Below are 26,776 nucleotides of genomic sequence, written 5' to 3'. Positions count from 1 at the left end.
CGCAACCCTACCTACAAGAATTGGCAGCTGGAGTAAGCAATGCTGAAAAAAGATATGAATATCGCAGATTATGATCCGGAACTGTTTAACGCGATTCAGAACGAAACTCTGCGTCAAGAAGAGCATATTGAGCTGATTGCTTCTGAAAACTACACCAGTCCACGCGTGATGCAAGCGCAAGGTTCACAATTAACCAATAAGTACGCCGAAGGCTATCCAGGCAAGCGTTACTACGGTGGTTGTGAGTATGTGGACGTAGTTGAAACCTTAGCGATTGAGCGTGCAAAACAACTGTTTGGCGCGACTTACGCAAACGTACAACCTCACTCAGGTTCTCAAGCAAACAGCGCCGTTTACATGGCATTGTTAAAACCAGGCGATACCGTTTTAGGTATGAACCTCGCTCACGGTGGTCACTTGACCCACGGTTCACCTGTTAACTTCTCCGGTAGACTGTACAACATCATTCCTTACGGCATCGATGAATCAGGCAAAATTGACTACGACGAAATGGAACGTCTGGCGGTTGAACATAAGCCTAAGATGATGATCGGTGGTTTCTCTGCATACTCTGGCATCGTTGACTGGGCAAGAATGCGCGAAATCGCAGATAAAATCGGTGCTTACCTGTTTGTCGACATGGCACACGTTGCGGGTCTTATCGCCGCTGGCGTGTATCCAAACCCAGTGCCACACGCGCACGTTGTGACCTCAACCACTCACAAGACCTTAGCCGGTCCTCGTGGCGGTATCATTCTGTCTGCTGCCGATGATGAAGAGTTATACAAAAAGCTGAACTCTGCGGTATTCCCAGGCGGTCAAGGCGGTCCTTTGATGCACGTTATCGCAGGTAAAGCGGTAGCCTTCAAAGAAGCTTTAGAGCCAGAGTTCAAAGCTTACCAACAACAAGTGGTTAAGAACGCTAAAGCCATGGTTGAAGTGTTCTTAGAGCGCGGTTACAAGATCGTTTCTGGTGGTACTGACAACCACTTAATGCTGGTGGACTTAATCGGTCGCGACCTGACGGGTAAAGAAGCCGATGCCGCTTTAGGTAGCGCGAACATCACAGTAAACAAAAACTCTGTGCCAAACGATCCACGTTCTCCATTCGTGACCTCTGGTGTACGTATCGGTACGCCTGCGATCACTCGCCGTGGCTTTAAAGAAGCTGAAGCGAAAGAGTTAACCGGTTGGATCTGTGACATCCTCGACGATGCTCACAATCCAGCGGTCATCGAGCGCGTAAAAGGCCAAGTATTGGCTCTGTGCGCCCGTTTCCCTGTTTACGGTTAATTCGTTAATTTATCCAGATATGGCGGCTGAGTTCACAACTGCTTAGGGTGTCACTCTTAGGTGGTTAACCTCAGCCGATAAATAGGATAAAATCCCATGGCCGCATTAAGCGGCCATTTTTATTGCTAAAATCGTAGACTTAAACCCGCTCGGTTTAAGCTAGATACAGCGAAAGCCATAGGCTTTATTCCATTCACGGCAGGAGGCTCAATGCATTGTCCATTTTGCAGCGCGACAGATACTAAGGTGATCGATTCCCGATTAGTGGCGGAAGGCCATCAAGTGCGTCGTCGCCGAGAATGCACCGAATGCCATGAAAGATTTACTACCTTCGAAGGGGCCGAATTAGTCATGCCACGGGTGATTAAACGCGATGGTACGCGTCAACCCTTTGATGAAGAAAAGCTGCAAGCAGGTATGTTACGCGCGGTCGAAAAGCGCCCCGTGTCCATGGATGAAATCGAGCAGGCCTTAAGTAAAATCAAGTCAACGCTGCGGGCGACTGGCGAGCGTGAAGTGCCATCCGAGATGATAGGCAACTTGATGATGGAACAGTTAATGAGCCTAGACAAGGTTGCCTATATTCGTTTTGCCTCGGTTTATCGCGCCTTTGAAGATGTCTCCGAATTTGGAGAGGCGATTGCGAAACTGCAAAAGTAAGGTGGATTATCTTAGGTTAGTGCTTGGGTTCGAGCCTCGTTTTGCGCTGCATTCGGTACGCTTCCTCAAGATTTCATAGGGTTTATATGAATTGCTCAGAACTCGACAACCAGATGATGAGCCGAGCCATACAACTGGCTCGCAAAGGATTTTATACCACTCGCCCCAATCCCAGTGTGGGCTGCGTTATCGTAAAAGATAATCAGATTGTCGGTGAAGGTTATCATCAAAAAGCCGGCGAGCCCCACGCCGAGGTGCATGCACTGCGCATGGCTGGCGAGCTTGCCCGTGGCGCGACCGCCTATGTCACCTTAGAGCCTTGCAGCCATTATGGTCGTACGCCGCCCTGCGCCTTGGCGTTGATCAACATAGGTGTAAAACGTGTGGTGGTGGCGGTTGAAGATCCCAATCCTCAGGTCGGTGGTCGCGGTATTCAAATGCTGCGCGATGCGGGCATTCAAGTGGATGTCGGTTTACATCGCGATGAGGCCTATGCTTTAAATCTTGGTTTTATGAAGCGCATGGAGTCGGGCCTACCTTGGGTGACGGTAAAGCTTGCCGCGAGTCTCGATGGTAAAACCGCATTATCCAATGGTGTCTCTAAGTGGATTACAGGCCCCGAAGCTCGCCGCGATGTGCAGCGCTTACGTTTGCGCGCCTGCGCACTGGTCACTGGGATTGAAACCGTACTGGCCGATGATCCATCCCTCAATGTGCGCTACTCAGAGCTTGGCAGTCTTAACTCACTATTGAGTGAGGCGCAAATTTTACAACCGCTACGGGTGATTTTAGACAGTCGCTGCCGCATGCCGATTAAGGCAGCTTTGCTTGCGATTGAATCGCCGATTTTATTAGTCTCAACTGAGCCATACTCGCCAGCCTTTATGGCGCAGTTGCCGTCCCATGTGACTTGTCTTCAATTACCGGCGATTGATGGTCGCATCTCGCTGCCCACACTCTTAAGCTATTTAGGCAAAAACTGTAATCAGGTGCTTATCGAAGCGGGCGCGACCTTAGCAGGTGCCTTTATCGGCGCGGGATTAGCCGATGAGTTAGTGCTATATCAAGCGATGAAAATCCTTGGGGCACAGGGACGTAATCTACTCGAATTACCCGATTATCAAATGATGGCCGATATTCCGACCCTCAAACTGGTCGATGAGCGTAAAGTGGGCGCGGATAAGCGTTTCACCTTAAGGCTCACGTTCAATCCATCTTTAGCGAATAAGTGAGTTAACCATGTTTACTGGGATTATTGAGGCCGTTGGCACGCTGCGAAAGCTTGAACGCAAAGGCGATGATATCCGTTTGACGGTCGCCAGTGGCAAACTGGATTTAAGCGATGTGCGTTTAGGCGACAGTATCGCCACCAATGGTGTGTGTTTGACTGTGGTGCAGCAATTAGCCGATGGCTATGTGGCGGATGTGTCGGCTGAAACTGTCAGTCTCACAGGCTTTGCTAACTATAAAGTCGGCACTAAGGTTAATCTTGAAAAGGCCGTCACCCCAACTACACGTTTAGGCGGACATATGGTCAGCGGACATGTGGATGGCATTGCCACCGTAGAGCAGCGTTTGGCGCGGGGCCAAGCGATTGAGTTTTGGTTAGCGGCGCCTACGGAGCTGGCACGTTATATTGCTCATAAAGGTTCTATCACCATCGATGGTGTGAGCCTAACGGTAAACGAAGTCGATGGTCATCGTTTCCGATTAACCATAGTGCCCCATACCGCGGGTGAAACCACATTGGTGGATTTGAAAGCCGGCGATAAGGTGAATATTGAAGTGGATTTAATCGCCCGCTATTTAGAGCGTTTAATGCGCTTTGATACTAAAGAAACCCAAGGCGGTGGGGTGACCATGGAAATGTTAGCCCGTGCTGGCTTTGTGCGTTAGGGCACTGGCACTTAGCTCACTTAGGTATAGAATTTCATAACAACAGTAAAATCATAAAGGTCCTACAATGGCGCTGCACAGTATAGAAGAGATCATCGAGGATATTCGTCAAGGCAAAATGGTTATTTTGATGGATGACGAAGACAGAGAGAACGAAGGCGACCTGATTATGGCGGCCGAAATGGTGACGCCAGAAGCTATTAACTTTATGGCGAAATACGGTCGTGGACTCATCTGCCAAACCATGACTAAAGCTCGTTGCCAGCAGCTAAATCTGCCCTTGATGGTAACCAATAACAATGCGCAGTTCTCGACTAACTTTACGGTATCGATTGAAGCTGCCGAAGGCGTAACCACCGGGATTTCGGCCCACGATCGCGCCGTAACGGTAAAAGCGGCCGTGGCTAAAGATGCCAAGGCATCGGATTTAGTACAGCCGGGTCATATCTTCCCATTAATGGCGCAGGACGGCGGCGTGTTAACCCGCGCTGGCCACACAGAAGCAGGTTGTGATTTAGCCCGTTTAGCGGGGCTTGAGCCGTCCGGCGTGATTGTTGAGATCCTCAATGAAGACGGCACCATGGCCCGCCGTCCTGATTTAGAGATTTTCTCTGAAAAACACGGCGTTAAAATCGGCACTATTGCGGCGCTGATTGAATACCGTAACACCAAAGAAACGACCGTTGTGCGTGAAGCAAAATGCAAACTGCCAACCCGTTTTGGTGAGTTCGATATGGTGACCTTTAGGGATACTATCGACAACCAATTGCACTTTGCCTTAGTGAAGGGCGAGGTGAAACCTGACTGTTTAGTGCGGGTGCATTTACAGAATACGTTTAACGATCTACTCCATTCTGAGCGCGATCAGCAACGCAGCTGGCCGCTCGAAAAAGCGATGGCGCGGATTTCTGCCGAAGGTGGTGTGTTAGTATTGCTTGGCAATCAAGAACATCCCAGTGAAATCCTCGCTAAAGTCAAAGCCTTTGAGGCGGAAGATCAAGGTCAGACGCCCGTGTCAGCCAAATGGCAAGGTACTTCACGCCGTGTCGGTGTAGGTTCACAAATTCTGGCCAGTTTAGGCGTGACCAAAATGCGACTCTTAAGCTCGCCTAAGCGTTACCATTCACTATCAGGCTTTGGCCTAGAAGTGACAGAGTACGTAGCTGAGTAACAGGCTAAGCTTTTAATAGGTTCCACTAAGGTAAAATTCACCATTTCTATCATTTGCATAAGGCCGTGGGCAATTGACTGTGGTATCATGTCGCCACTTTTCGCCCCGAGCCGGGTGCTTTAGCTAAATTAGGTAAGAAAATGAACGTAGTTCAAGGTAATATCGAAGCGAAGAATGCCAAAGTTGCGATTGTAATTTCGCGTTTTAACAGCTTTTTAGTAGAAAGCCTGCTTGAAGGTGCACTTGACACGCTGAAACGTTTTGGCCAAGTCAGTGATGAAAACATCACTGTCGTCCGTGTACCTGGTGCGGTTGAGTTACCGCTGGCGGCACGTCGTGTTGCTGCAAGTGGTAAGTTTGACGGCATTATTGCACTTGGTGCGGTAATCCGTGGTGGTACCCCTCACTTTGATTTTGTTGCAGGCGAATGTAACAAAGGTCTAGCTCAAATTGCATTAGAGTTCGATCTGCCGGTTGCTTTCGGTGTATTGACTACAGATACCATTGAACAAGCTATTGAGCGTTCAGGTACTAAAGCGGGTAACAAGGGCGGCGAAGCTGCGCTAAGCTTGCTTGAAATGGTCAACGTTCTGCAACAGCTTGAACAACAGTTGTAATAGTAGGAAAAATAATGAAGCCTTCTGAGCGCCGCAAGGCCCGCCGTTTAGCCGTTCAAGCCATTTATTCATGGCAACTAAGCGGGAATAATATTGCCGATGTCGAGCATGAGTTTTTAACTGAACAGAGTCTCGATGGTGTAGACGTAGCTTATTTTCGTGAGCTATTTGCAGGCGTAGCAACTAAGAAAACCCAATTGGATGAGTTGATCATTCCACACTTAGATCGCCCCATTGATGAGGTGTCTCCAGTGGAGAAAGCTATAGTACGCTTAGCGGCCTATGAGCTGACTTTCCGTAAAGATGTGCCATTTAAAGTTGCCATTAACGAGGCGATTGAATTGGCTAAAGCTTTCGGTGCGGATGAAAGCCATAAGTTTGTTAATGGATTACTCGACAAACTGGTTGCACGTAAGTAATAAGGACAAACGGTATCTTAGGATACCGTTTTTCATTGCTAACAAAGGTGGCCGATGTGAGTCGCGCCAAACTGTACAGTGAAAGAATTCCAACTTATTGAATGTTATTTCAATCACCGCGGCCCAACGCGCCGTGATGTTAAATTAAGTATTGGTGACGATTGCGCCCTTGTGCAGCCCGCCGAAAACAAGTCGATCGCAATTTCCTGCGATACCTTAGTCGAAAATGTTCACTTCTTCCCCGATATTCCACCTCAAGCCTTAGGTTACAAAGCCTTAGCGGTAAATCTTTCTGATTTAGCGGCAATGGGGGCTGAGCCTGCGTGGATGACGCTTGCACTCACTTTGCCTGAGGTTAACGAGACATGGCTAAGTGGTTTTAGTGAAGGCCTGTTTGAAGCGGCAGATTATTACGGTATTGCCTTAATTGGTGGTGACACAACCCGTGGTCCCAGAGCGATTAATATCACAGTGCATGGACAAGTGCCGCAAGGTAAAGCCTTGACCCGTCATGGCGCTAAGGCCGGTGACTGGATTTATGTAACGGGTACACTTGGTGATTCTGCGTTAGGGCTGGACTTGATCCGCGGCGTGCAACATGCGCGAGCGGAGCATAAAGAGTTCTTAATTAATCGCCATTATCGACCCACTCCTCGAGTATTGGCTGGGCAATCATTGCGCTCTTTGGCATCCAGTGCCATCGATTTATCCGATGGTTTTATCTCGGATATTGGGCATATCCTCAAGGCATCAAAGGTTGGCGCTGTAGTCGATGTGGGGGCGATTCCTTTGTCGCGGGCGATGCAAGATACCGTGAGCGAAGAACATGCATTAGGCTATGCGCTGACGGGGGGCGAGGATTATGAACTGCTCTTTACCGTGCCTGAGGCACAAAAAGGTGCGTTAGAAACCGCCCTCAGCCATGCAGGTACTAAGTTTGTCCGTGTTGGGCAAATCTGTGCGGGCAGTAAGCTTAAGTTGCAACTTAATGGTGAGCTATTTACGCCACCGTACCACGGTTTTGAGCATTTTTAATGAAGTTGTTATCCCAAGATCAGGCGCTGTCGCGCCTGTCCCTTAAAAATCCTATTCATTTTTTAGCCCTCGGTTTTGGCAGTGGTTTAGCGGCTAAGGCGCCAGGTACTTTTGGTACCTTGGCGGCAGTCCCGCTCTATTTATTATTGGCCCAGTTGCCCTTGTGTTGGTATTTAGCCGTGACCTTAGTGTGCGTACTCGCGGGGATTTATATCTGCGATAAGGCCGCTAAGGACATGGGCGTACATGACCATGGTGCGATTGTGTGGGATGAAGTTGCAGGCCTATTAATCACTATGATTGCCGCTCCTGCGGGTATTCTGTGGCTTGCTGTCGGTTTTGTGCTGTTTCGGCTATTCGATATCCTAAAACCTTGGCCGATACGTTGGCTCGACGCCAAAGTTGAAGGTGGTTTCGGCATTATGATAGACGATGTATTAGCAGGATTTTTTGCACTTATTTGTCTGCAAGTGATTGTCTTTATTAGCCAATAATATCTTTAGTTAACCCAAACTAAAGTTCGTTACCATATAAATGCCAATGCCTTATCTGCTGTAGATAAGGCATTGGTTATAAAGCTTTATTTTCGTTGCAGTGGCTTACTGTATTTTTACTGTAATAGTTCTCGTGCATTGGCGAGAGTGTTAGAAGTAATTGTATCGCCACCAAGAAGTCTGGCTAATTCTTGGATACGTTGCTCCCTATCCAAAGGCATCATTGTGGTTTCTGTACTGCCCGCCTTGTTGAATTTATTCACAAACATATGTTGATGGCCATTACCAGCAACTTGAGGTAAATGGGTTACACAAAGTACTTGAGTCGATTCTCCTAGACTACGTAGCATTCTGCCAACCACAGCAGCGGTCGGGCCTGAAATTCCGACATCCACCTCGTCGAAAATTAGGGTAGGAGTGGCAACCTTTTTCGCGGTAATCACTTGGATGCCTAAACCGATACGCGACAATTCGCCGCCAGAGGCTACCCGTGAAATCGGTTGTAAAGGCTGGCCAGGGTTGGTTGTGACCATAAACTCTATATTATCGCTGCCATTTACCGACATAATCTCGGGATTAAAATTCACTTCAATAGTGAATTTCCCCTTGGGCATATTCAGCTCATGGATGGATTGAGTCACTAACTTATCCAGTTCTTTCGCATAACGGTCGCGGCTCTGGCTCAGTTTTTGTGCGTTCGCTAAGTAAGCGGTTTTACTCGCTTCAACTTGGAGTTGGATTTCCTCTAACTTAGTTTCATCGTCATCGAGGGTTGTGAGTTCCGCTTTGAGTGCCAAATGATGTTCGGCTAATTTGTCAGGGCTAACATGATGCTTACGGGCCAGTTGCATAGCCTTTGATAGTCGTTCCTCTAAATAGGCAAAATGCGCGGGATCGAGTTCGAGTTTACTCAGGTAATGCTGTAATTCGCCCGCGCTCTCTTGCACTTGAATGAGGGCCTCATTCAACATAGTACTGACATTGGTTAATGCGGGATCATAGCTTTGCAAATTTTCAGCAAGGCTTACAGCCTTGTTAAGCAGTGACTCAATATTGCTCTCTTCGCCATCTGTGAGTAAATATAGGCTGGCTTGGCAGCTATCCACCAGTTCAGTGCCATTGGCGAGGCGTTTATGCTCTTGCTCAATATCTTCAAATTCACCGATCTTGAGGTCGAATTCGTCTAACTCTTCAACTTGATATTGCACCAGCTGTTTTCGGGCAATACGTTCATGCTGCGAAGCTTCTAATTGTTTGAGTTCGGCTTCGATTTGTTTACAGCGTTGATAGCTTGCCGCCACTGTGTCTATCAGTAGTCTGTGATTGGCGTAGCTGTCGAGCAAGGTGAGTTGATGCTCACTCTTTAGCATCGCATGGTGGGCGTGCTGACCATGGATACCGACCAGCAATTGCCCGAGTAATTTCAGTTGAGTTAACGGCACAGGATTGCCATTAATGTAGGCGCGTGAGCGGCCATCACTGCCAATAGTTCGACGCAGAATACACTCATCATCGAGTTCGAGATCGTTATCTTCGAGCCAACGTTTGGCAAGGGGAACATCGTGTAGTGAAAATCGAGCACTGACTTCGGTTTTACTTGCACCAGGGCGAACGCTGCTGGCATCGGCACGATTACCTAGGCACAAACCTAAGGCGTCGATGGCGATGGATTTACCTGCGCCAGTTTCACCAGTAATGCTGGTCATACCGGGACGAAAATCCAGTTCGAGAAAACGGACGATAGCGAAATTATTGATGCTGAGTTGGCAAAGCATAATGAGTTCCTGTCGAAAAACTTACCAAATCACTGTATTGATAAACAGTATATACTGATTTTATATACAGTAAAGTGGCTTTGGGTAAATATTCGACACATTGCAATAAGCTAGAGTTTAATCGCTTGTTTATGAATAGGTTTTAACAAGTTGCTCTAAAATAGGTAAGCTAAAAAAAGTCACTATAGTGCCAAATAATATCCCCTGCGCACTGGTTGAGGCTTGGGTGTTATAGCGCTGAGCAAGTAAATAGACGCTGGCCGCCGTAGGTAAGGCACTGAGGATTACACCCATCACTAAGTAATCTCCACTAACGCCCACGCTTTTAAGCATGAAGAAAACCAATGCGGGTTGTAGGATTAATTTAAAGAGGTTGATAAGGCTAAGTTCGATAAGATTCGTCAGGCTAAATACCTTGCTATCTTTTTGGTAGCGCATGGCTTTGGCTAATACCATGCCAACGGCAAATAAAGCGCAGGGGCTTGAGGTATTGCCAATTTGTTGGATCATCATCGCTACGCCAGAGGGCAGTGTTATCCCCAATGCCGAAATTGCAATGCCGATAAAGCAGCCGATAACGATGGGATTTTTAACCACAGCTAAACACATGATCACTACGGCGTGGTGTTGTCTGTGGGTATTTGTCGTAAGCTCCAGCGAGACCAAGGCCACGGCAAACATAAGCACGGACAATAAACTGGCTATGGCGGCGGCAACTAGGGCGCTTTGTTGTTCAGGAAATATAATCACCAGCAGCGGAATACCAATAAATGCGGTATTGCCAAAGGTGGCATTTAAGGCGCGCACGGCGGCAATTGCATGCTGTTTAGGATTGAAAAGTAAGGATATACCAACACAAATCAGATAAATCATCAGCATGGCGGCGCTATAGCCTGCAATAAATCCCCATTGCAGAATTTCTTGGATCGGTTGCTGGGCCAGTGCAATCAAGAGAATGGCAGGAAACGCAATATAGTAGACATATTGATTGAGCACTTGGTCGGTTTCTACTGGGAGAAAACGCAGTTTTTGTACAAGTGTGCCGAGCAGCATGATCCCGAAGACGGCAAACAGAGGGGTTAAAATGGTCATATCCCTCACTCATCCTTTTGTGTTTTTGCTTTCCCGCAAGAAGACGTTGTGGGTGCGCTAGCAGGGAATAATACCTAGGGTAATTGACAATAATTGGTGTTAGCGCAGTAAACTTATTGGCAAAATAGCATAGGATTAACCTTGGAAGCTATTGCGCTATGGTCGTAGAAATGAATAATTCTACGTTTAAAACACAATGAGTTAGTGCCTTATACCTGTGAGCGGCACTCACGCTAAACGATGGGATTGAACATGGCTGATGATGTTGGCGCTGAGCTGCAGTTAATTTATCTGTTTGTGCATTTGGTGAATGCGGGCAGTTTTTCTCAAGCCGCGAAAGTGCTCGATATGCCTATCGCCACCGTGAGCCGTAAGCTGGCCAAGCTTGAAGAAAAACTCGATAAGCAATTGTTTATGCGAAGTACCCGTAAGCTGAGGTTAACCGAGGAAGGTTTAGCGTTATTTCAGCGATATCAGAGTGCGATTGCACAGTTCGATGAGCTCAGTGGCATTGGCAGCGATAAACCTGAAGGCACATTGCGGATAGCTGCGCCAATCTCAATTATTTCAATTATCTTTATTCACGCATTAAACGAGTTTGGCCGTTTATATCCCGATATTCGTTTACACATTTCCCAAAGCAATGAGTTAGTGGATTTAATTGATAAAGGGATTGATGTCGCGATTGTCGGTGGTGCACAGCCTGATTCTTCTTGGGTGTCGAGTACTTTAGGTGAGCTTGATTATCGTTTGTTTGCGACGCCGGAATATTTAGCCCATGCCCCTGAATTGATCCATCCCGATGATCTTGAAAACCATCAGTTGATCAAAGTTTGGCCGCTGTTTAATTGGCATTTAAAGCATCCTAATGGCGAGTCTTTCTATTTTAATGGCCCAACAAAACTCACGCTCACGGATCTCCATGGCGCGATTCAAGCGACCTTAGATCATGGTGGTATTCTGTATGGGCCAGAATTATTTGTAAAACAACAGATTAAAGAAGGGCGTTTAAAAGTGCTCTTACCGGAATGGATTGGCGAACAACGTAGGATTTCGATTCTATATCACCAACGTAGTCAGCAACCGCTGAAAGTGAAGGTGTTTATCGAGTTTATGCAATCCAAAGCGCCCGAACTTTTTTCAATGGCTTAAGATTAACGTTTACGGGGTTTTAACGTATTTTGGCTCATGGAGTTTTGCGTTTGCTTCGCATCTTGCAGGCTCGCGCGGGTGGCGGGCACAATCCCAAGCTCACGGTAATAATTCACTAAACGGCGTAATTCAAATAGAGAGCCAATACGGTTTTGCCCGCCTATGGTGAGTTTCCAGGTATCGGTAAGGCCTTCGCTATTGGTTAAAATAAAACCTTGGTAAACAATTTTTTTCATATTGAATGGGTTATAGAGTTAACTCTATCCTCCGGTGATTCAAACCCGTCGCTGATGCTACCTAAGCAGTAAAAATGTTAGGTAACATCACCGGATTTTCAATGCAACTGAAGAGATAAACCCTAGACCTTAAACGGGTTTATTATGCGACGCTGATCCCGATATTCGATACACCCGCTTCGATAATCTCTTTGCGTAAACCCTTCACTAATTCGGCAGTGATCTTAGAGTTTTCTTCGATAATTTCCAGCAGGGTATTTTGTAGCGCGCGCTCTTCTTCCATTACTTCATGGGCGAAGACGTAGTCATCTAAGGCATCATCGGTTAACTCTACATCGCTGATAGTCTCGATATAGTTCGCCACAGTGCTTGAGGATAACTTGCTGATATTGGTTATATCTTCCTCAAGGTTGGTTTGAATCGCCCCAAGCAAAGTGGAAAGTGCAACCACGGCATCCATTGCTGGGTATACGCCATAGCTATCAAAATCGACAGGATCTGGGGTGTTATCTTCTAAGCGTTGCAGATGCACATCGATGTTGAATTTCAGCTTATTGTCGTACTGGGATTGCCAAAGAAGCTCGAGCACAGTGCTTAATACCGCAGGATCACCAAACTCACAAACCTCTGAAAACAGTTGATAGTTAGGCAACATTCGTTGGCAAAGGGCAATGGCAAAGAGTTTTTTCTGTGGTAGTTCTAGCGCTTTTAAACGCTTAAAGAAGCCCGTTTTTTTGGTCATCTGTTATTTCCGCTGATAGCTGTGATAGCACTTGTTTTGCCGCCGATTCTACCTTAGTTAGCTCATCAAGTAACTCTAGTATTTCCGGTTCGAGATCTTCGACACGGGCATCACGTTTCAATGCCGATTCAATCTCTTGGCATAATCGCTGTGTGGTCGGCACCCCGCAATAGCAACTGGCGCCATGAAGTTTATGGATAGTGCTGAGCATCGTGGTTTGATCGTTTTGACTCAGTGCCGTCTCTATCGCCGAGACCGTTTGAGGTAACGATTCCAATAACATGCGTAGCATATCTAATGCTAGGTCAGACTTATGGTTAGCTTGGGTTAAGCAAAGATCCCAGTTGAGGGTATGTAAATCAAAGTGAGTGAATTTGGGCCGAGTAATCCAGCGGTTAATCTCTGCTTTAAGTGCGGCTTCATCTATGGGTTTGGGCAAATAACCATCCATGCCACTACCTAAAATTAGCTCACGTTCCTCGGCAATTGCATGGGCGGTCACGGCAATAATCGGCGTATTGCGGTTCATCGACCCTTGGCGAATTTGCTTGGTCGCGCTGATGCCATCGGTGCCTGGCATCTGGATATCCATAAAGATAAGATCAAAAGTGCGAGTCTTCGCCTGTTTTACCGCTTCTTCACCGCTATTGACGGCGATAACGGTAGTGACTAGTTCGTTAAGCAGCGTATCAATCAGTTTTAAATTGGCGAAGTTATCGTCCACCGCTAATACGGTAAGCGATTGGCGCGCCGCTGGAACTGTAATACTTGCGGGTGGTAATAGGTCATATTCCATTGGTGGATAGAGCATATTACGCGCCAGTTGGTGCTCGCTTACTGGCAGAGACAATACCACGTCAGCATTGGGGCGAATAAACTGACTTAACATGTCTTGCTCTTGGCAGTCGAATAGCACGACTAAACAATCTGTTTTTGTCTTGGCTAGATTTAACGTACTCACCAATTGATTGGGATTGCTAAATCCATGGCAACTCAATAACACATAATCAAACGGATGCTCAGTCGTTGATAGGGTTGTCTGCAAACTAGGAATATGTTGATGATGAGTGACCTTAGTATCCCACTGTGTTAGTTGGCGACTAATCACTGAATGGGTGAGTACTCTGGGCTCATAAAAGAGCACGGTTTTATCTTTCAGTTTTTCAAGCGGTAGTGAATCACCAATTTGGAATTGACCAAGGCCTAATGGTAGGGTGAACCAGAAGTTAGAGCCCTTATCCACCGAAGAGGTAAAGCCAATTTGGCCGCCCATTTGATTGACGAGGCGTTTGGTGATGACTAATCCAAGCCCTGTTCCGCCAAAGCGGCGGGAAATCGAGGAGTCCGCTTGACCAAAGGCTTGGAACAGGAAGTCTTGCTGACTTTCATCAATCCCAATCCCGGTATCGATAACATCACAGCGCAGTACCACTTGTTCATCGGTCTGCGCTTGTAATTCTAATTTAACCAGTACGCTGCCTGAGTCGGTAAACTTGATAGCATTGCCCACTAAATTATTGATAATTTGGCATACACGCATGGCATCGCCGTTAACGTTGTCGGGGACATTCGGCGCAATATCAACCACTAACTCAAGCCCTTTGGCCTGCGCACTGCCGGAGATTAAAGTGATTGTCTCACCTAGGGTTTCCCTTAGGCCGAATGGCATGTTTTCTAACACCATTTTGCCGGCTTCAAGTTTCGAGAAGTCGAGGATATCGTTGATAATCGCCAGTAGATTAGTCGCGCTGCGCTCAATGGTATTAATGTAATCGACTTGGCTCGAGTGCAGCGGGGTTTTAACGAGTTGGCGCGCAAAACCAATCACACCATTAAGCGGTGTTCGCAGTTCATGGGACATATTCGCCAAAAACTCTGACTTAATGCGGCTGGCTTCTAACGCGCGTTTTTTGGCTAAATCGAGCTCGACGTTTTGGATCTCAATCTGTTCTAAGGTTTCCCGAAGATCCGATGTCGCCTGATCGATATTTTGCTGCATCTCATCGTGGTATTCCGATAATGATCCTGCCATGGCATTAATGCCGCGTTTTAGCAGATCTAGCTCGCCGATAAGATTACCTTCGAGCCGCGCATCCAGTTTACCCTCACGGATTTTGGCGACCACCCGCACCATTTCGGTAATCGGCTGGGTGACGTTTTTAACCAGACGAAAGGTAAACAACAGGTTCAATTGCACCCCAATCAACACGATAATAAAGGCGGCCACGGCGGCTCTGTGTTGCTCTAGCAAGGCGCGTTCTTTATTGATAATGATCGAAATATAGCCGAGCAGCTCGCCATTATCGGTTTGGATATCAAAATTTGCAGGCTCGCCGCCCGTCGGCTGAGCGGTTGCAAAGATAGGTGTGCGTAGAATAAGGCTGTCGCCTACATGTTCAATTTCGGTTTTATGCAGATTGGTTAGCGCCTCTTTGTAGCGCATGATCTCGAAATCTTTATGGTAGTGCGATGTAACAAAGAGTTGATTATGGATATCAAAAATCGCAATCGATTTAACCAGCGTGGATTTATTGAGTTGGGCTGCGGCAAGGAGTCTTTTCGTTGCTTCCCTATCATTACCGACCAGTCCCACTTCGCTGGCAATTGCTAAAGGCTCGATAATATTACTGCCCTGTTCAATCAGCGTATCTTCGAGTTCATAGAAGCGATTTATGGTAAAGTAGCTGCCCAGCAGAATACCGACTAAGATCGTCGGCGCAAGCGCAAGCACCAGAACCCAGGAACGTAAGCTGTATTTGGTCATGTTGTTGACAGGGTTCATAGCCGCAGCGCAGTTTCCTAAGTTCTAGGGACGATATAATTTTATAAGACTGCCAGAAAAAGGGCTGTCTTGACCAGTTTTTTATTGATTTAGAGGCCGAAATGGCACAATTTTTTAAAGCAAAACCAAATAGTTCCAAGCAATTGTCCGCGAAGCAATCCTTCAGCGTGCACCAGCTCGATCACCTTGGGGCAGGTATAGCACAACATCAGGGAAAAGTCGTATTTATCCCCGGGGCCTTGCCCAGTGAAACCGTGCAGGCGCAGCTGACCGAACAAAAGAAAAACTATGCCCGAGCCAAGCTGATTAAAATCGAGACGCCAAGCGCTGAGCGAGTCACGCCGTTATGTCCACATTACCAAAGCTGTGGTGGCTGTGATTTGCAGCATATGTCATTAGCTGGCCAGCGTGAGCATAAGTCGGCGGCCTTGATTGATATTATGGCCAAGTTTGCCGGCGCCGAAGGCAACTCAGTGCCTGCATTGACCGGCGAAGGTTGGCACTATCGCCGCCGCGCACGCCTTGCGACCCTATTTGATAAAAATACCAAGCAGTTAAGCCTTGGGTTTCGTGCATCGAGCAGCAACCAAGTGGTGCCTATTGATAGCTGTTTAGTCTTGGCTAAGCCCTTAGCGGATTTAATCGCCCCGTTTGCTAAGTTGCTTAATCAACTGGCGGCCAAATCGAGTCTTGGGCATGTAGAATTAATTGATGCCGACAACGGCCATTTTGCGGTAATTCGGATCACTAAATCCTTAAATGATAAGGACATGGCAAAGCTTGCGCAGTTTGCCGAGCAGCATCAAATCCATATTTGTTTGCAGGATAACAACGGTGAGTTCCATGGGGTGAATGGCTCGCTGTTATTGCCCGTTTATCAGCTACTTGATGATAAAGCCGATGCAACGCCTGTGAGCTTAACCTTTACCCCGGGTAACTTTGTGCAAGTCAATGCGCAAATTAACAAGGCCATGGTGGCGCAGGCGTTAGACTGGTTAGCACCGCAGCCGGGTGAGCGTATTCTCGATCTCTTCTGTGGTATGGGGAACTTCAGTTTGCCTTTAGCTAAACTGGGCGCCGAAGTGATTGGGGTTGAAGGGGTGCCAGAAATGGTCAGCCAAGCCCGTGAAAACGCGGCGGCAAATGGCTTAAGCAATTTAACCTTTTACCATGGCGACTTAAGTGCCGATTTATCCTGTGAGCCTTGGATGGGTAAGATTGATAAATTGCTACTCGACCCTGCGCGCGCGGGTGCATTTGAGAGTTTGCAATGGCTTAAGAAGATGAAACCCCGCCAAGTGGTGTATGTGTCTTGTAATCCGGCAAGCTTAGCCCGCGACAGTGCGGTGTTACTCGAACGTGGCTACAAGTTACAAAAGTTAGGCTTAATCGATATGTTCCCGCAGACACATCATATCGAAGCCATGGCGTTGTTTGAGCTTGCAAAATAAGGCTTATCGGTGGGGCAAGGTTTTCTCACTTGCCCGCGTTATTTGAGTGTAAAGTAAGCAAAGCGTTTGAATAACGTAAAAAATGTGAAGTTTCGTCTCGTTGGGTTTGACAAGTCCGTGCCAATGCTGAAGATAGGAGTGCCGAGGTGGTGCCACTTTTCTCTGAGCACGAATAAGGAAACAAATTAAGATGGTCTCTGTTCGCGAAGCGCACTTTAATGATCCCGATTTTCATCTTGAAGAGTGGGTGGCTCGCTATGTTAGTCATGTCGATGAGGCGCAAACCTTACTCGCCCTGATTGAGCAGGTCGATGCTTTACCCGCTAAGAGTCCTGCCGCGAAAAGAGAACTGCTCGAACGTGCCCGCGAGATGATTGAAATCCTCGCGCCGCTGAATATGGACATTGAGACGCTGCAAGCGGCCATACTGTTTGTGGTGTTTGATGCCGGTTTATTAGATGAAGAAGCGATCAAAGAAAAGTTTGGTGAGCCGCTGGCGCGGTTAGTCGCCAGCGTGGTGACCATGGATGCCATTGGCGCGTTAAAAATCAATCCCAATAGCCGCTCAACCGAGCCGCAAATCGACAATATCCGCCGCATGTTGCTGGCGATGGTCGAAGACGTGCGCGCCGTGGTGATAAAACTGGCCGAGCGTGTTTGTTTGCTGCGCGCCGTGAAAAATGCCGACGAAGAAACCCGCGTCTTGCTGGCCCGCGAAATTGCCGATATCTATGCGCCGCTCGCTAACCGTTTGGGGATTGGTCAGTTAAAGTGGGAATTAGAAGATATTTCCTTCCGTTATCTGCATCCAGATACCTACAAGGATATTGCCAAACAGCTTGATGGTAAGCGGTTAGACCGCGAAGTCTATATCGAAAAATTTGTTGAACAGTTGCAACAACGCCTCGATGAGGATCATATCCGCGCTAAGGTGTATGGTCGTCCAAAACATATCTACAGCATCTGGCGCAAGATGAAGGGCAAACACCTCAAGTTTGATGAGTTGTTTGACGTGCGCGCCGTGCGGATTGTCACCGAACGTTTGCAGGACTGCTACGGCGCCTTAGGGGTGGTGCATACACTTTGGCACCATATCCCGCGCGAGTTCGACGATTACGTGGCCAACCCTAAACCTAACGGTTATCAATCCATCCATACGGTTGTGGTGGGGCCTGAGGGGAAAACCGTTGAAATTCAAATTCGTACCCAAGATATGCATGAAGATGCAGAGCTGGGGGTTGCCGCGCACTGGAAATATAAAGAAGGTAATCACTCCGGTAAGCAAAGCGGTTACGAAGAAAAAATCAATTGGCTGCGAAAAATTCTGCAATGGCAGGAGGACGTGGTCGAAAGCGGCAACTTGGTCGAAGAAGTCCGCAGCCAAGTGTTTGAAGACCGAGTCTATGTGTTTACCCCAAGCGGTGAAGTGGTTGACTTGCCACTTGGCTCAACCGTGCTCGACTTTGCCTATTATATTCACTCGCAGGTCGGCCATAAGTGTATCGGTGCTAAGGTCGATGGCCGCATTGTGCCGTTTACTTATCAGGTTGAAACGGGTGAGCGTATCGAGATCATTACCTCGAAGCACCCTAATCCTAAGCGCGATTGGCTCAATCCAAACTTAGGTTATATCCGCACCTCGCGGGCGCGCTCGAAAATTCAGCATTGGTTTAAGCAGCAAGACCGCGATAAAAACATTATCGCCGGTAAAGAAATGCTCGAAGCCGAGCTGGCGCGAGTGAGCCTTAAAATCAAAGATGCAGCCATTGCCGTTGAGCGCTTTAATATGGCGAGTATGGACGACTTACTTGCGGCAATTGGCGGCGGTGATGTGCGGTTACATCAAGTCGTTAACCATATCCAAAGTAAGTTGCGCCTCGATGAGGCTAGCGAAGAAGATGCAGTTGAAGAATTAGTTAAGAAGAGCCAACCCAAATCTGGTACCAACAGCCGTGGGCAGGTGGAAGTGAATGGCGTGGGTAACTTACTTAGTCATATCGCCCGTTGCTGCCAGCCCGTGCCAGGGGATGAGATTTTAGGCTTTATCACCAAAGGGCGTGGTATTTCGGTGCATCGCTCCGACTGTGAGCAGGTGAAAGAGTTGATGCGCGTTCACCCAGAGCGTGGCGTCGATGTGGTTTGGGGCGAAAATTACTCCGGCGGTTATCGTATGCGTCTGCGCGTATTAGCCCATGATCGCAGCGGCTTATTGCGGGATCTCACCTCAGTACTCGCCGCCGAAAAGTCCAATGTACTTGCCATGAGCTCGTCATCGGATATTAAGAATCAAACGGCAGCCATTGAGCTGGAATTAGAGCTTTATAATCTCGATGGCTTATCGCGGGTGTTATCTAAGCTCTCCCAAGTTGATAGCGTGATAGAAGCAAGACGGCTTTAAGGTTAGCAATACCTTTCGAAGCGATTAGCCTCGAAATTAGCAATATGGAAAACTTTGATAAGAGATATAGATTGGGGGGGCGGAGGCTGTTCACCATTCTGAGCAATGGCATTTGCTCCCCGACGCGCAGCGAGTCCGTCCTTGGATGCTCGACCGCCCCATCCGTGGGGCGGACGGTCGTCTCGCAAATCACCATTGCTCAGCTTCCTAGCATCGTTGTTGGCTGTAGGTTTTAAAGAGACACACAGCATGCTTTGGGACATTCCCGAGTTAAATCCTTAACTCTAACTAGTTTGTTTCGGATTAAAAATTCTATGGAGATAACGCCGCCAGCATGAGCAGCTTTGTCTTGGGGGCGAAGTCGGAGGAAAAAAGACGTCGCCATGCCTAGCCTTGGTAACCATACTTTACTTGAAGAACTCATTGATCCAAGCGACATGGCTTTTGTTGACATTTTTTAGAGGAGCCAAAGAGTTAAAATCTAGCTCCCAACGTTTAAATAATACGAACAACTGGTTTATTGTACTCTGCGATACTGGCTCATTTAGCTCAATTATTAAATCCAAGCCGCGGCCAGTTACCGACTGATAATTTGGCAGAGAGTAAATCCACTCAAAAAACTTATCTTCATCTTCCTGACACCAGAAACTTGGCCCTTTTACTGTAATCTGCACGCATTTTCCTTGTATGGCTAACGTCTTAGTATTTATGCGCTGCACTGTTTGCAGGGCATAAATCGCTTGTTGGACTTGGCCGCTGCCACATCCATTTCAAGTGATATCAATGATGCTATAGGAATTAACTTTTTTGCGGTAGCGATTTTTATATACAGTTTGATGGTAATTACTTGATATCGTTTTACCTTTTTCCATTCTTTCACGCTTATTTTTTGCAGATGAATCGCTATCTAACGACTCAAAACTCCAAGGAATACACCTCCCCTCGGAGTTGCCGCGGGCGAATAGACAAATTGCGTGAGTCTCGCCACGGATGGCGAGCTAGCTTTCGCAGGTGCAGGGACGCATCCTTCGGAAGCGATAGCAAATTTGTCAATGAGCACAAGGGGCTTTCAACTCCGTTGGGGCGTCTTGGAGCATCCAAGGAGGATAGGACGAGCAGTCCTCCTTGGTCGGGTGTGGGGGGAAGCCCCACGACTTTGATTTTGATTAAAGTATTCAAACTACGAAAAAGATGGGATACATAACTTCTAAGTCGAACCATCAACTTTTCTATAGGCAAAGCTTTACTTGGTCTATTTCCCTTTTGAACTGCAAAACACACTTTGGGGCAAAAAGCTTTTAGCCAGATGAACAGTTCGATGGTCGTAAAGATTGTCATTGTTGCAACTGTGACCGTTGGCGACATGGATGTCGCCGTCGAGCCTATAGGGACATATTCACGGCGCGTCACTGGGGAAACAATGACAATTCATCCTACACACCTGACGACATACTTATCTAGTTTTAGGGCATATCCTCTTCGTTAAAGCCTAATATCAGACTCAAAATAGCACTTTGAGCTTGGCTACTTTATCATTAGCGCTTTATTGCCCTTATTACAGCCTTAGTTGCGACTCAGCTTGAGTGTATTCCTGTTTACGCATCCGGCGCATTGGCCTGTGTCGACTCTCTTGAAAGGATATCAGCATGACTTCCCATATCACGCCTTCTTCTACTACTGAGCTTTCAGCAACAGAGCTATCCACAAAAGAACTCTCTTCAAAAGTGCCATCACCAAACAAGCTTCCCGCAGCAGCAGTTTCAGCAACCGATGTCGCTCCACTATTGAAGATTATGGAGAAGCTGCGCGATCCGCAAACGGGTTGTCCTTGGGATAAGGCGCAGACATTTCAAACCATAGTGCCTTTTACCCTCGAAGAGGCCTATGAGGTGGCCGATACGATTGAACGTTTAGCCTTAGACGAATTGCCCGATGAACTGGGGGATTTATTATTCCAAGTGGTATTTTATTGCCAGCTAGGTAAAGAGCAGGGCAGGTTCGATTTCAGCACTGTCGTCAATAAAATCACCGACAAACTCACCCGCCGTCATCCCCACGTGTTTGGCGAAGCCACGTTTGAGGCCGATGCTAGTAGTCAGCAAATGAAGGTCAATTGGGAAGCAATCAAAGCCAGCGAGCGTGAGCAAAAGGCATTAGCGGCTGGGGTGACTTCACCAAGCGAGGTTTCTGTGCTGGATGATATTCCGCGCGCACAGCCAGCGTTATCCCGTTCTATCAAAATTCAACAGCGGGTCGCGCGCGTTGGGTTCGATTGGCCTGAGCTTGAGCCCGTTGTCGCAAAAATCCATGAGGAAATTGAGGAAGTGCTGGCGGAGGTGAACCAGCCAACGCTCGACCAAGCCAAAGTTCAGGCCGAAATGGGTGACTTATTATTTGCAGTGGTGAATTTGGCGCGTCATTTAAAGGTGGACCCAGAACAAGCGCTGCGCCAAGCCAATGTTAAATTTGAACGCCGTTTTAAAGGTGTAGAGGCATTTGCAAGACAAAATAATAAAGCATTAGAAGAACATAGCTTAGAAGAGTTAGATGCCTACTGGGATAAGGTTAAACAGGGCGAGCCAAGATAAAGGGCAAATTATCCGGATTGGTGTTTGTCGAATGGCAACACCTTTGGTATACTACTGCCCCGTCCTAGTGCTTTCTTACAAGCACGTATTTTCAAACTCATTTTCTCAGGTTCAGCATGACTACAAGGTATATCTTCGTTACTGGTGGTGTGGTTTCATCACTAGGTAAAGGCATTGCAGCCGCTTCATTAGCCGCAATTTTAGAGGCCCGTGGTCTCAATGTAACCATCATGAAACTGGACCCATACATTAACGTTGATCCAGGTACCATGAGCCCAACGCAACATGGTGAAGTGTTTGTGACTGAGGACGGCGCAGAAACAGACCTCGACCTAGGCCACTATGAGCGTTTCATCCGCACGAAGATGAATCGTCGCAACAACTTCACCACAGGCCGTATTTACGAAGAAGTATTACGTAAAGAACGTCGCGGTGACTATTTAGGCGCGACAATTCAGGTGATCCCGCACATCACTAACGCGATCAAAGAAAAAGTATTAGCTGGTGGCGAAGGTCACGATGTGGCTATCGTTGAAATCGGCGGTACTGTGGGTGATATCGAATCACTGCCATTCCTTGAGTCTATTCGCCAATTAGGCGTTGAACTGGGCCGCGATCGTACCCTGTTTATGCATTTAACCTTAGTGCCATTCTTAGGCGCTGCGGGCGAAGTGAAAACCAAACCGACTCAACACTCTGTAAAAGAGTTGCGTTCTATCGGTATTGCACCAGACGTATTGATCTGCCGTGGCGACCGTGCGATTCCTGCCAACGAGCGTGCGAAGATTTCATTATTCTGTAACGTTGAAGAACGTGCAGTTATTTCATTAAAAGACGTCGACAGCATCTACAAGATCCCTGCGCTGCTGCGCTCACAGGGTTTAGATGACTTAGTGGTTAAGCGTTTTGGCTTAGAATGCCGCGAAGCTGACTTGTCTGAGTGGGAAAACGTCATTTACCAAGAAGCCAATCCAAACGGCGAAGTCGTGATTGGTATGGTAGGTAAATACATCGAACTGCCAGACGCCTATAAATCAGTCAACGAAGCGTTAAAACACGCAGGCCTGAAAAACCGCGTATCTGTGACTATCAAGTATATCGACTCACAAACCGTAGAAGCCAAAGGCGATGAAGTCTTACAAGGTTTAGACGGTATCTTAGTCCCAGGGGGCTTCGGTGAGCGCGGTGTGGAAGGTAAGATTCAGGCGGCTAAATTTGCCCGTGAAAACAACCTGCCATACTTCGGTATCTGTTTAGGTATGCAAGTGGCACTGATTGAATTTGCCCGTAACGTTGCTGGCATGGCCGATGCTCACTCAACCGAATTCAATAAAGCAACGCCATTCCCAGTGGTTGGCTTAATCACTGAATGGGTTGACGAAGAAGGTAATGTTGAACAACGCCATGAAGCCTCTGATTTAGGTGGCACTATGCGTTTAGGTGCGCAGTTATGTCACCTGTTGGAAGGCTCAAAAGCGGCGCAAGCGTACAAAGGTAACACTTGTGTTGAGCGTCACCGTCACCGTTACGAAGTGAACAACAAGTACAGAGAACGTTTAGAACAAGCGGGTCTGGTATTTAGTGGTTTATCTTCTGACCGTAAACTGGTTGAGATGATTGAGCTCAAAGATCATCCTTGGTTTGTAGCGGGTCAATTCCACCCAGAATTTACTTCGACCCCACGCGATGGTCATCCATTGTTCGAAGGTTTCGTTGCTGCCGCGAGTGCACATCAAAAAACGTGATCTGAAGAAATAAATTTTAAGGCCGGACCCGCGACAGTGGGCCCGGCCTTTTGTTACACTCAGGCCGCGTAAACATGAGTCAAAACTCATACCCATGTGTATAAACGACATGCGTATAGACGGAAATAGTAAACGGAATTTAAAGATTTTGGTCGTACTCTACATCTGTTAATTCCCATTGGTATTGGTTTTTTCTTTTCTCTTTTAAACTTAAATCGAGGGTAATATGGCTAAGATTATTAACGTGATTGGTCGCGAGATTATGGATTCTCGTGGTAACCCAACAGTTGAAGCCGAAGTGCATTTAGAAGGTGGTTTTATCGGTATGGCGGCTGCGCCATCTGGTGCTTCTACCGGTAGCCGCGAAGCACTAGAACTGCGTGATGGCGACAAGAGCCGTTATTTAGGTAAAGGTGTATTAACTGCTGTGGCTAACGTAAACGGTCCTATCCGTGCTGCGTTAATCGGTAAAGATGCGACTGCCCAAGCCGAACTTGATCAAATCATGATCGACTTAGACGGCACTGAAAACAAAGACAAGTTAGGCGCTAACGCGATTCTCGCTGTGTCTTTAGCGGCGGCTAAAGCGGCTGCGGCATTTAAAGGCATGCCTTTATACGCTCACATTGCGGAATTAAACGGCACACCTGGCCAATATGCTATGCCAGTACCGATGATGAACATCCTCAACGGTGGTGAGCACGCGGATAACAACGTTGATATCCAAGAATTCATGGTGCAACCTGTTGGCGCGAAAAACTTCCGCGAAGCTTTACGTATGGGCGCTGAGATTTTCCACACTCTGAAAAAAGTACTGCACGGTAAAGGTTTAAGCACTTCTGTGGGTGACGAAGGTGGTTTCGCACCTAACCTGTCTTCTAACGCTGATGCATTAGCGGTAATCAAAGAAGCTGTTGAATTAGCAGGTTACAAGCTGGGTACTGACGTGACTCTAGCATTAGACTGTGCGGCTTCTGAGTTCTACAAAGACGGTAAATATGACCTGTCTGGCGAAGGCAAAGTATTCGATTCAAACGGTTTCTCTGACTTCCTGAAGTCACTGACTGAACAATATCCAATCGTCTCTATTGAAGACGGTCTGGACGAGTCAGATTGGGATGGTTGGGCATACCAAACTAAGATCATGGGCGACAAGATCCAATTAGTGGGCGACGATTTATTCGTAACCAACACTAAGATTTTAACCCGTGGTATCGAGAACGGCATTGCAAACTCAATCCTGATTAAGTTCAACCAAATCGGTTCATTAACTGAAACCTTAGCGGCTATCCGTATGGCAAAAGCGGCGGGTTACACTGCGGTGATTTCACACCGTAGCGGTGAAACTGAAGACGCCACCATCGCTGATTTAGCGGTAGGTACTGCGGCTGGCCAAATCAAGACCGGTTCACTGTGCCGTTCTGACCGTGTGGCTAAATACAACCAATTGCTACGTATCGAAGAGCAATTAGGTGAAAAAGCACCGTATCGCGGTTTGAAAGAAATCAAAGGTCAGGCGTAATTTAGCCGACCGATGTAAAAAGGCCACCACTTGGTGGCCTTTTTTGTTGTACTATCTGCAGTATCTTTTTTTAATCCAAGACATTGACGCTAATTCCTCCATGAAATTTTTTGTCATTGCACTCATAGTGCTACTCGGTTTACTGCAATATCGGCTGTGGTCGGGCGATAACAGTCTGCCCGAATACTTTGTTCTGCAAAAACAGATTGCGGCTCAGCAAGATGGTAATGCAAAACTCAATGAGCGTAACCAAGTGCTTAAAGAAGAAATTATCGATCTTAAGAGTGGTACCGAAGCGATTGAAGAGCGGGCGCGTAACGAGCTTGGCATGGTGAAGGAGGGCGAAACCTTCTATCGCGTGGTGGGCGGTGACCGTGCAGTATCGAGTCCCTCGCAGTAACGGAGCACAAATGGATATCGTCTTAGAAGCCGCGCCACAGACTGAAACAGAAGTCGCTATTCAGCTGGATCCTTTTTCACCTAATGTGGTTGCGATTGTGCCAGCCGCAGGGATTGGCAGCCGCATGGGCGCGGGTAAACCCAAGCAATATTTAACTTTGTTGGGGCAAAGCATTCTGGCTCATACCTTAGACAAGTTATTGTCCCATCCGCAAATTAACCAAGTGATTGTCGCGTTGCATCCTGAGGATACCGAGTTTGCCGCGTTACCCCAGGCCAAGCATCCCAAGCTGGTGACTGTTATTGGCGGCTCTGAGCGCGCCGACTCAGTGCTGGCGGCACTCGATAAGGCGCCCGACAATGGTTGGGCTTTAGTACACGATGCGGCTAGACCCTGCTTAACGGCGCAAGACATAGATAAATTGCTGGCTTCGCGGGTGCACTTTCCCCAAGGTGCCATTTTGGCGATGCCAGTCCGCGATACCATGAAGCGCGCCAATAGCTTAGGTGAAATCAGCTCGACCGTTTGCCGCGATAATCTCTGGCATGCCTTGACGCCGCAGTTATTCCCAACCTCCTTGTTGCGATTGCATTTAAAAGCCGCGCTTGCCGCAGGGGCCGTTGTGACCGATGAAGCCTCGGCAATGGAATGGGCGGGAATTTCCCCTGGATTAGTCGCTGGGCGGGCGGATAACATTAAAGTGACCCATCCCGATGATTTGGAGTTAGCAGAACTTTTTTTACTGCGTGCTAAGGCTTGAAGGCAAGCTGAGTGAATTGCGCAATTTATTAAATACGTTAGGAAATAAGTCATGAAAATCCGTATCGGCCATGGTTTTGATGTTCATAAATTTGGTGAACCGCGCCCGTTAATTTTATGCGGGGTCGAAGTACCCTACGAAACGGGGCTGGTAGCTCATTCCGATGGTGATGTTGTCCTGCATGCCATCTCCGATGCCATTTTAGGGGCGATGGCCCTTGGGGATATAGGTAAACATTTCCCTGATACCGATGCCGCCTATAAGGGCGCCGATAGTCGCGTTTTGCTGCGCCATTGTTATGCCTTAGCGCGGGCGAAGGGATTTGAGCTGGGTAATCTGGATGTCACTATTATTGCCCAGGTGCCTAAGATGGCGCCGCATATCGAGGATATGCGCCACGTGCTGGCAGCCGATCTTAATGCTGATATTGCAGATATCAACGTCAAGGCCACTACCACAGAAAAACTCGGATTTACCGGCCGTAAAGAAGGCATCGCGGTTGAAGCCGTCGTATTACTCAGCCGCCAATAGCCTGCAACTTTAAGAGA

The 26,776-nt window shown here is 47.6% G+C and carries 24 protein-coding genes; 18 read left to right on the top strand and 6 right to left on the bottom strand.

The features are described 5' to 3' along the window. The first annotated feature begins 39 nt into the window (after window positions 1-39). The 9 genes from glyA (at window position 40) to SHEWPOL2_RS03825 (ending at window position 7,585) form a co-directional block, all read left to right on the top strand. Window positions 40-1,293: a serine hydroxymethyltransferase gene (gene glyA / locus SHEWPOL2_RS03865; protein ID WP_011625551.1), complete on the top strand. Its 1,254-nt coding sequence runs from the start codon at window positions 40-42 to the stop codon at window positions 1,291-1,293. 210 nt (window positions 1,294-1,503) lie between these two features. Further along, window positions 1,504-1,953 carry a transcriptional regulator NrdR gene (gene nrdR / locus SHEWPOL2_RS03860; RefSeq protein ID WP_011073317.1) on the top strand — a complete coding sequence of 150 codons (450 nt, stop codon included), beginning with the start codon at window positions 1,504-1,506 and terminating at the stop codon, window positions 1,951-1,953. A gap of 86 nt (window positions 1,954-2,039) precedes the next feature. Beyond that, the gene (ribD, locus tag SHEWPOL2_RS03855) at window positions 2,040-3,185 is read left to right on the top strand and encodes a bifunctional diaminohydroxyphosphoribosylaminopyrimidine deaminase/5-amino-6-(5-phosphoribosylamino)uracil reductase RibD (RefSeq protein WP_037426254.1); all 1,146 of its coding nucleotides are present in this window, start codon (window positions 2,040-2,042) and stop codon (window positions 3,183-3,185) included. Window positions 3,186-3,192: 7 nt separating this feature from the next. After that, window positions 3,193-3,849, top strand: a complete 657-nt coding sequence (locus SHEWPOL2_RS03850) for a riboflavin synthase (protein WP_011716201.1) — start codon at window positions 3,193-3,195, stop codon at window positions 3,847-3,849. A 67-nt stretch (window positions 3,850-3,916) separates the two neighbouring features. Continuing rightward, window positions 3,917-5,020, top strand: a complete 1,104-nt coding sequence (gene ribBA, locus SHEWPOL2_RS03845) for a bifunctional 3,4-dihydroxy-2-butanone-4-phosphate synthase/GTP cyclohydrolase II (RefSeq protein ID WP_037421112.1) — start codon at window positions 3,917-3,919, stop codon at window positions 5,018-5,020. A 140-nt stretch (window positions 5,021-5,160) separates the two neighbouring features. Further along, window positions 5,161-5,637, top strand: a complete 477-nt coding sequence (gene ribE, locus SHEWPOL2_RS03840) for a 6,7-dimethyl-8-ribityllumazine synthase (protein ID WP_011073313.1) — start codon at window positions 5,161-5,163, stop codon at window positions 5,635-5,637. A gap of 14 nt (window positions 5,638-5,651) precedes the next feature. Then, entirely contained in the window at window positions 5,652-6,056 is a 405-nt protein-coding gene (gene nusB / locus SHEWPOL2_RS03835; RefSeq protein WP_011073312.1) for a transcription antitermination factor NusB, read from the top strand. Window positions 6,057-6,134: 78 nt separating this feature from the next. Continuing rightward, window positions 6,135-7,091, top strand: a complete 957-nt coding sequence (gene thiL / locus SHEWPOL2_RS03830) for a thiamine-phosphate kinase (protein ID WP_037426252.1) — start codon at window positions 6,135-6,137, stop codon at window positions 7,089-7,091. Continuing rightward, a complete protein-coding gene (locus SHEWPOL2_RS03825; protein ID WP_037426249.1) occupies window positions 7,091-7,585 on the top strand; it encodes a phosphatidylglycerophosphatase A in 495 nt (164 codons plus the stop codon). The genes thiL and SHEWPOL2_RS03825 overlap by 1 nt, the downstream gene beginning before the upstream one ends. A gap of 116 nt (window positions 7,586-7,701) precedes the next feature. On the opposite strand, the gene recN is transcribed toward SHEWPOL2_RS03825, so the two are convergent. Continuing rightward, window positions 7,702-9,360 carry a DNA repair protein RecN gene (gene recN, locus SHEWPOL2_RS03820; protein WP_037426247.1) on the bottom strand — a complete coding sequence of 553 codons (1,659 nt, stop codon included), beginning with the start codon at window positions 9,358-9,360 and terminating at the stop codon, window positions 7,702-7,704. Between the two features lie 129 nt (window positions 9,361-9,489). Further along, the gene (locus SHEWPOL2_RS03815) at window positions 9,490-10,452 is read right to left on the bottom strand and encodes an AEC family transporter (protein WP_037426245.1); all 963 of its coding nucleotides are present in this window, start codon (window positions 10,450-10,452) and stop codon (window positions 9,490-9,492) included. 252 nt (window positions 10,453-10,704) lie between these two features. Here SHEWPOL2_RS03815 and lldR point away from each other — a divergent pair, with 252 nt between their 5' ends. Beyond that, on the top strand, window positions 10,705-11,604 hold the full coding sequence (gene lldR, locus SHEWPOL2_RS03810; protein ID WP_037426242.1) for a LysR family transcriptional regulator LldR: 900 nt from the start codon (window positions 10,705-10,707) through the stop codon (window positions 11,602-11,604). A gap of 2 nt (window positions 11,605-11,606) precedes the next feature. On the opposite strand, the gene SHEWPOL2_RS03805 is transcribed toward lldR, so the two are convergent. From SHEWPOL2_RS03805 to barA, 3 genes are all read right to left on the bottom strand, one after another. Continuing rightward, complete coding sequence (locus tag SHEWPOL2_RS03805; RefSeq protein WP_037421131.1) at window positions 11,607-11,840, bottom strand: DUF3319 domain-containing protein; 234 nt, start codon at window positions 11,838-11,840, stop codon at window positions 11,607-11,609. Window positions 11,841-11,982: 142 nt separating this feature from the next. Beyond that, window positions 11,983-12,582: a YjaG family protein gene (locus tag SHEWPOL2_RS03800; RefSeq protein WP_037426239.1), complete on the bottom strand. Its 600-nt coding sequence runs from the start codon at window positions 12,580-12,582 to the stop codon at window positions 11,983-11,985. After that, the gene (barA, locus tag SHEWPOL2_RS03795; protein ID WP_037426236.1) at window positions 12,557-15,364 is read right to left on the bottom strand and encodes a two-component sensor histidine kinase BarA; all 2,808 of its coding nucleotides are present in this window, start codon (window positions 15,362-15,364) and stop codon (window positions 12,557-12,559) included. Before barA ends, SHEWPOL2_RS03800 begins: the two co-directional genes overlap by 26 nt. 101 nt (window positions 15,365-15,465) lie before the next feature. Here barA and rlmD point away from each other — a divergent pair, with 101 nt between their 5' ends. Together rlmD and relA are read left to right on the top strand one after the other, a co-directional pair. Further along, window positions 15,466-16,815: a 23S rRNA (uracil(1939)-C(5))-methyltransferase RlmD gene (gene rlmD, locus SHEWPOL2_RS03790; RefSeq protein ID WP_037426233.1), complete on the top strand. Its 1,350-nt coding sequence runs from the start codon at window positions 15,466-15,468 to the stop codon at window positions 16,813-16,815. A 190-nt stretch (window positions 16,816-17,005) separates the two neighbouring features. Beyond that, window positions 17,006-19,213: a GTP diphosphokinase gene (gene relA, locus SHEWPOL2_RS03785; RefSeq protein WP_037421144.1), complete on the top strand. Its 2,208-nt coding sequence runs from the start codon at window positions 17,006-17,008 to the stop codon at window positions 19,211-19,213. Between the two features lie 407 nt (window positions 19,214-19,620). Here the strand turns inward: relA and SHEWPOL2_RS03775 are convergent, their stop codons facing one another. Next, on the bottom strand, window positions 19,621-19,887 hold the full coding sequence (locus SHEWPOL2_RS03775) for a hypothetical protein (RefSeq protein WP_011073503.1): 267 nt from the start codon (window positions 19,885-19,887) through the stop codon (window positions 19,621-19,623). 972 nt (window positions 19,888-20,859) lie between these two features. Between SHEWPOL2_RS03775 and mazG the strand changes: the two genes are divergently transcribed. The 6 genes from mazG to ispF all read left to right on the top strand — a co-directional run bounded on the left by mazG (window position 20,860) and on the right by ispF (window position 26,759). Further along, complete coding sequence (mazG, locus tag SHEWPOL2_RS03765) at window positions 20,860-21,801, top strand: nucleoside triphosphate pyrophosphohydrolase (RefSeq protein ID WP_037426227.1); 942 nt, start codon at window positions 20,860-20,862, stop codon at window positions 21,799-21,801. A gap of 116 nt (window positions 21,802-21,917) precedes the next feature. Continuing rightward, complete coding sequence (locus tag SHEWPOL2_RS03760; protein WP_037426224.1) at window positions 21,918-23,546, top strand: CTP synthase; 1,629 nt, start codon at window positions 21,918-21,920, stop codon at window positions 23,544-23,546. Window positions 23,547-23,772: 226 nt separating this feature from the next. After that, window positions 23,773-25,068 carry a phosphopyruvate hydratase gene (eno, locus tag SHEWPOL2_RS03755; RefSeq protein WP_011621904.1) on the top strand — a complete coding sequence of 432 codons (1,296 nt, stop codon included), beginning with the start codon at window positions 23,773-23,775 and terminating at the stop codon, window positions 25,066-25,068. Window positions 25,069-25,168: 100 nt separating this feature from the next. Beyond that, on the top strand, window positions 25,169-25,468 hold the full coding sequence (gene ftsB / locus SHEWPOL2_RS03750; RefSeq protein ID WP_086023979.1) for a cell division protein FtsB: 300 nt from the start codon (window positions 25,169-25,171) through the stop codon (window positions 25,466-25,468). Between the two features lie 10 nt (window positions 25,469-25,478). Next, window positions 25,479-26,228, top strand: coding sequence for a 2-C-methyl-D-erythritol 4-phosphate cytidylyltransferase (gene ispD, locus SHEWPOL2_RS03745; RefSeq protein WP_037426221.1), 750 nt, complete (start codon window positions 25,479-25,481; stop codon window positions 26,226-26,228). A gap of 51 nt (window positions 26,229-26,279) precedes the next feature. Beyond that, entirely contained in the window at window positions 26,280-26,759 is a 480-nt protein-coding gene (ispF, locus tag SHEWPOL2_RS03740) for a 2-C-methyl-D-erythritol 2,4-cyclodiphosphate synthase (protein ID WP_037426219.1), read from the top strand. Window positions 26,760-26,776 lie beyond the last annotated feature (17 nt).

This window comes from Shewanella sp. POL2 (assembly GCF_000282755.1).
Lineage (GTDB): Bacteria > Pseudomonadota > Gammaproteobacteria > Enterobacterales > Shewanellaceae > Shewanella > Shewanella xiamenensis.
Note: the sequence above shows the minus strand (reverse complement) of the source record. Positions and strands in the feature narration are given on the sequence as shown.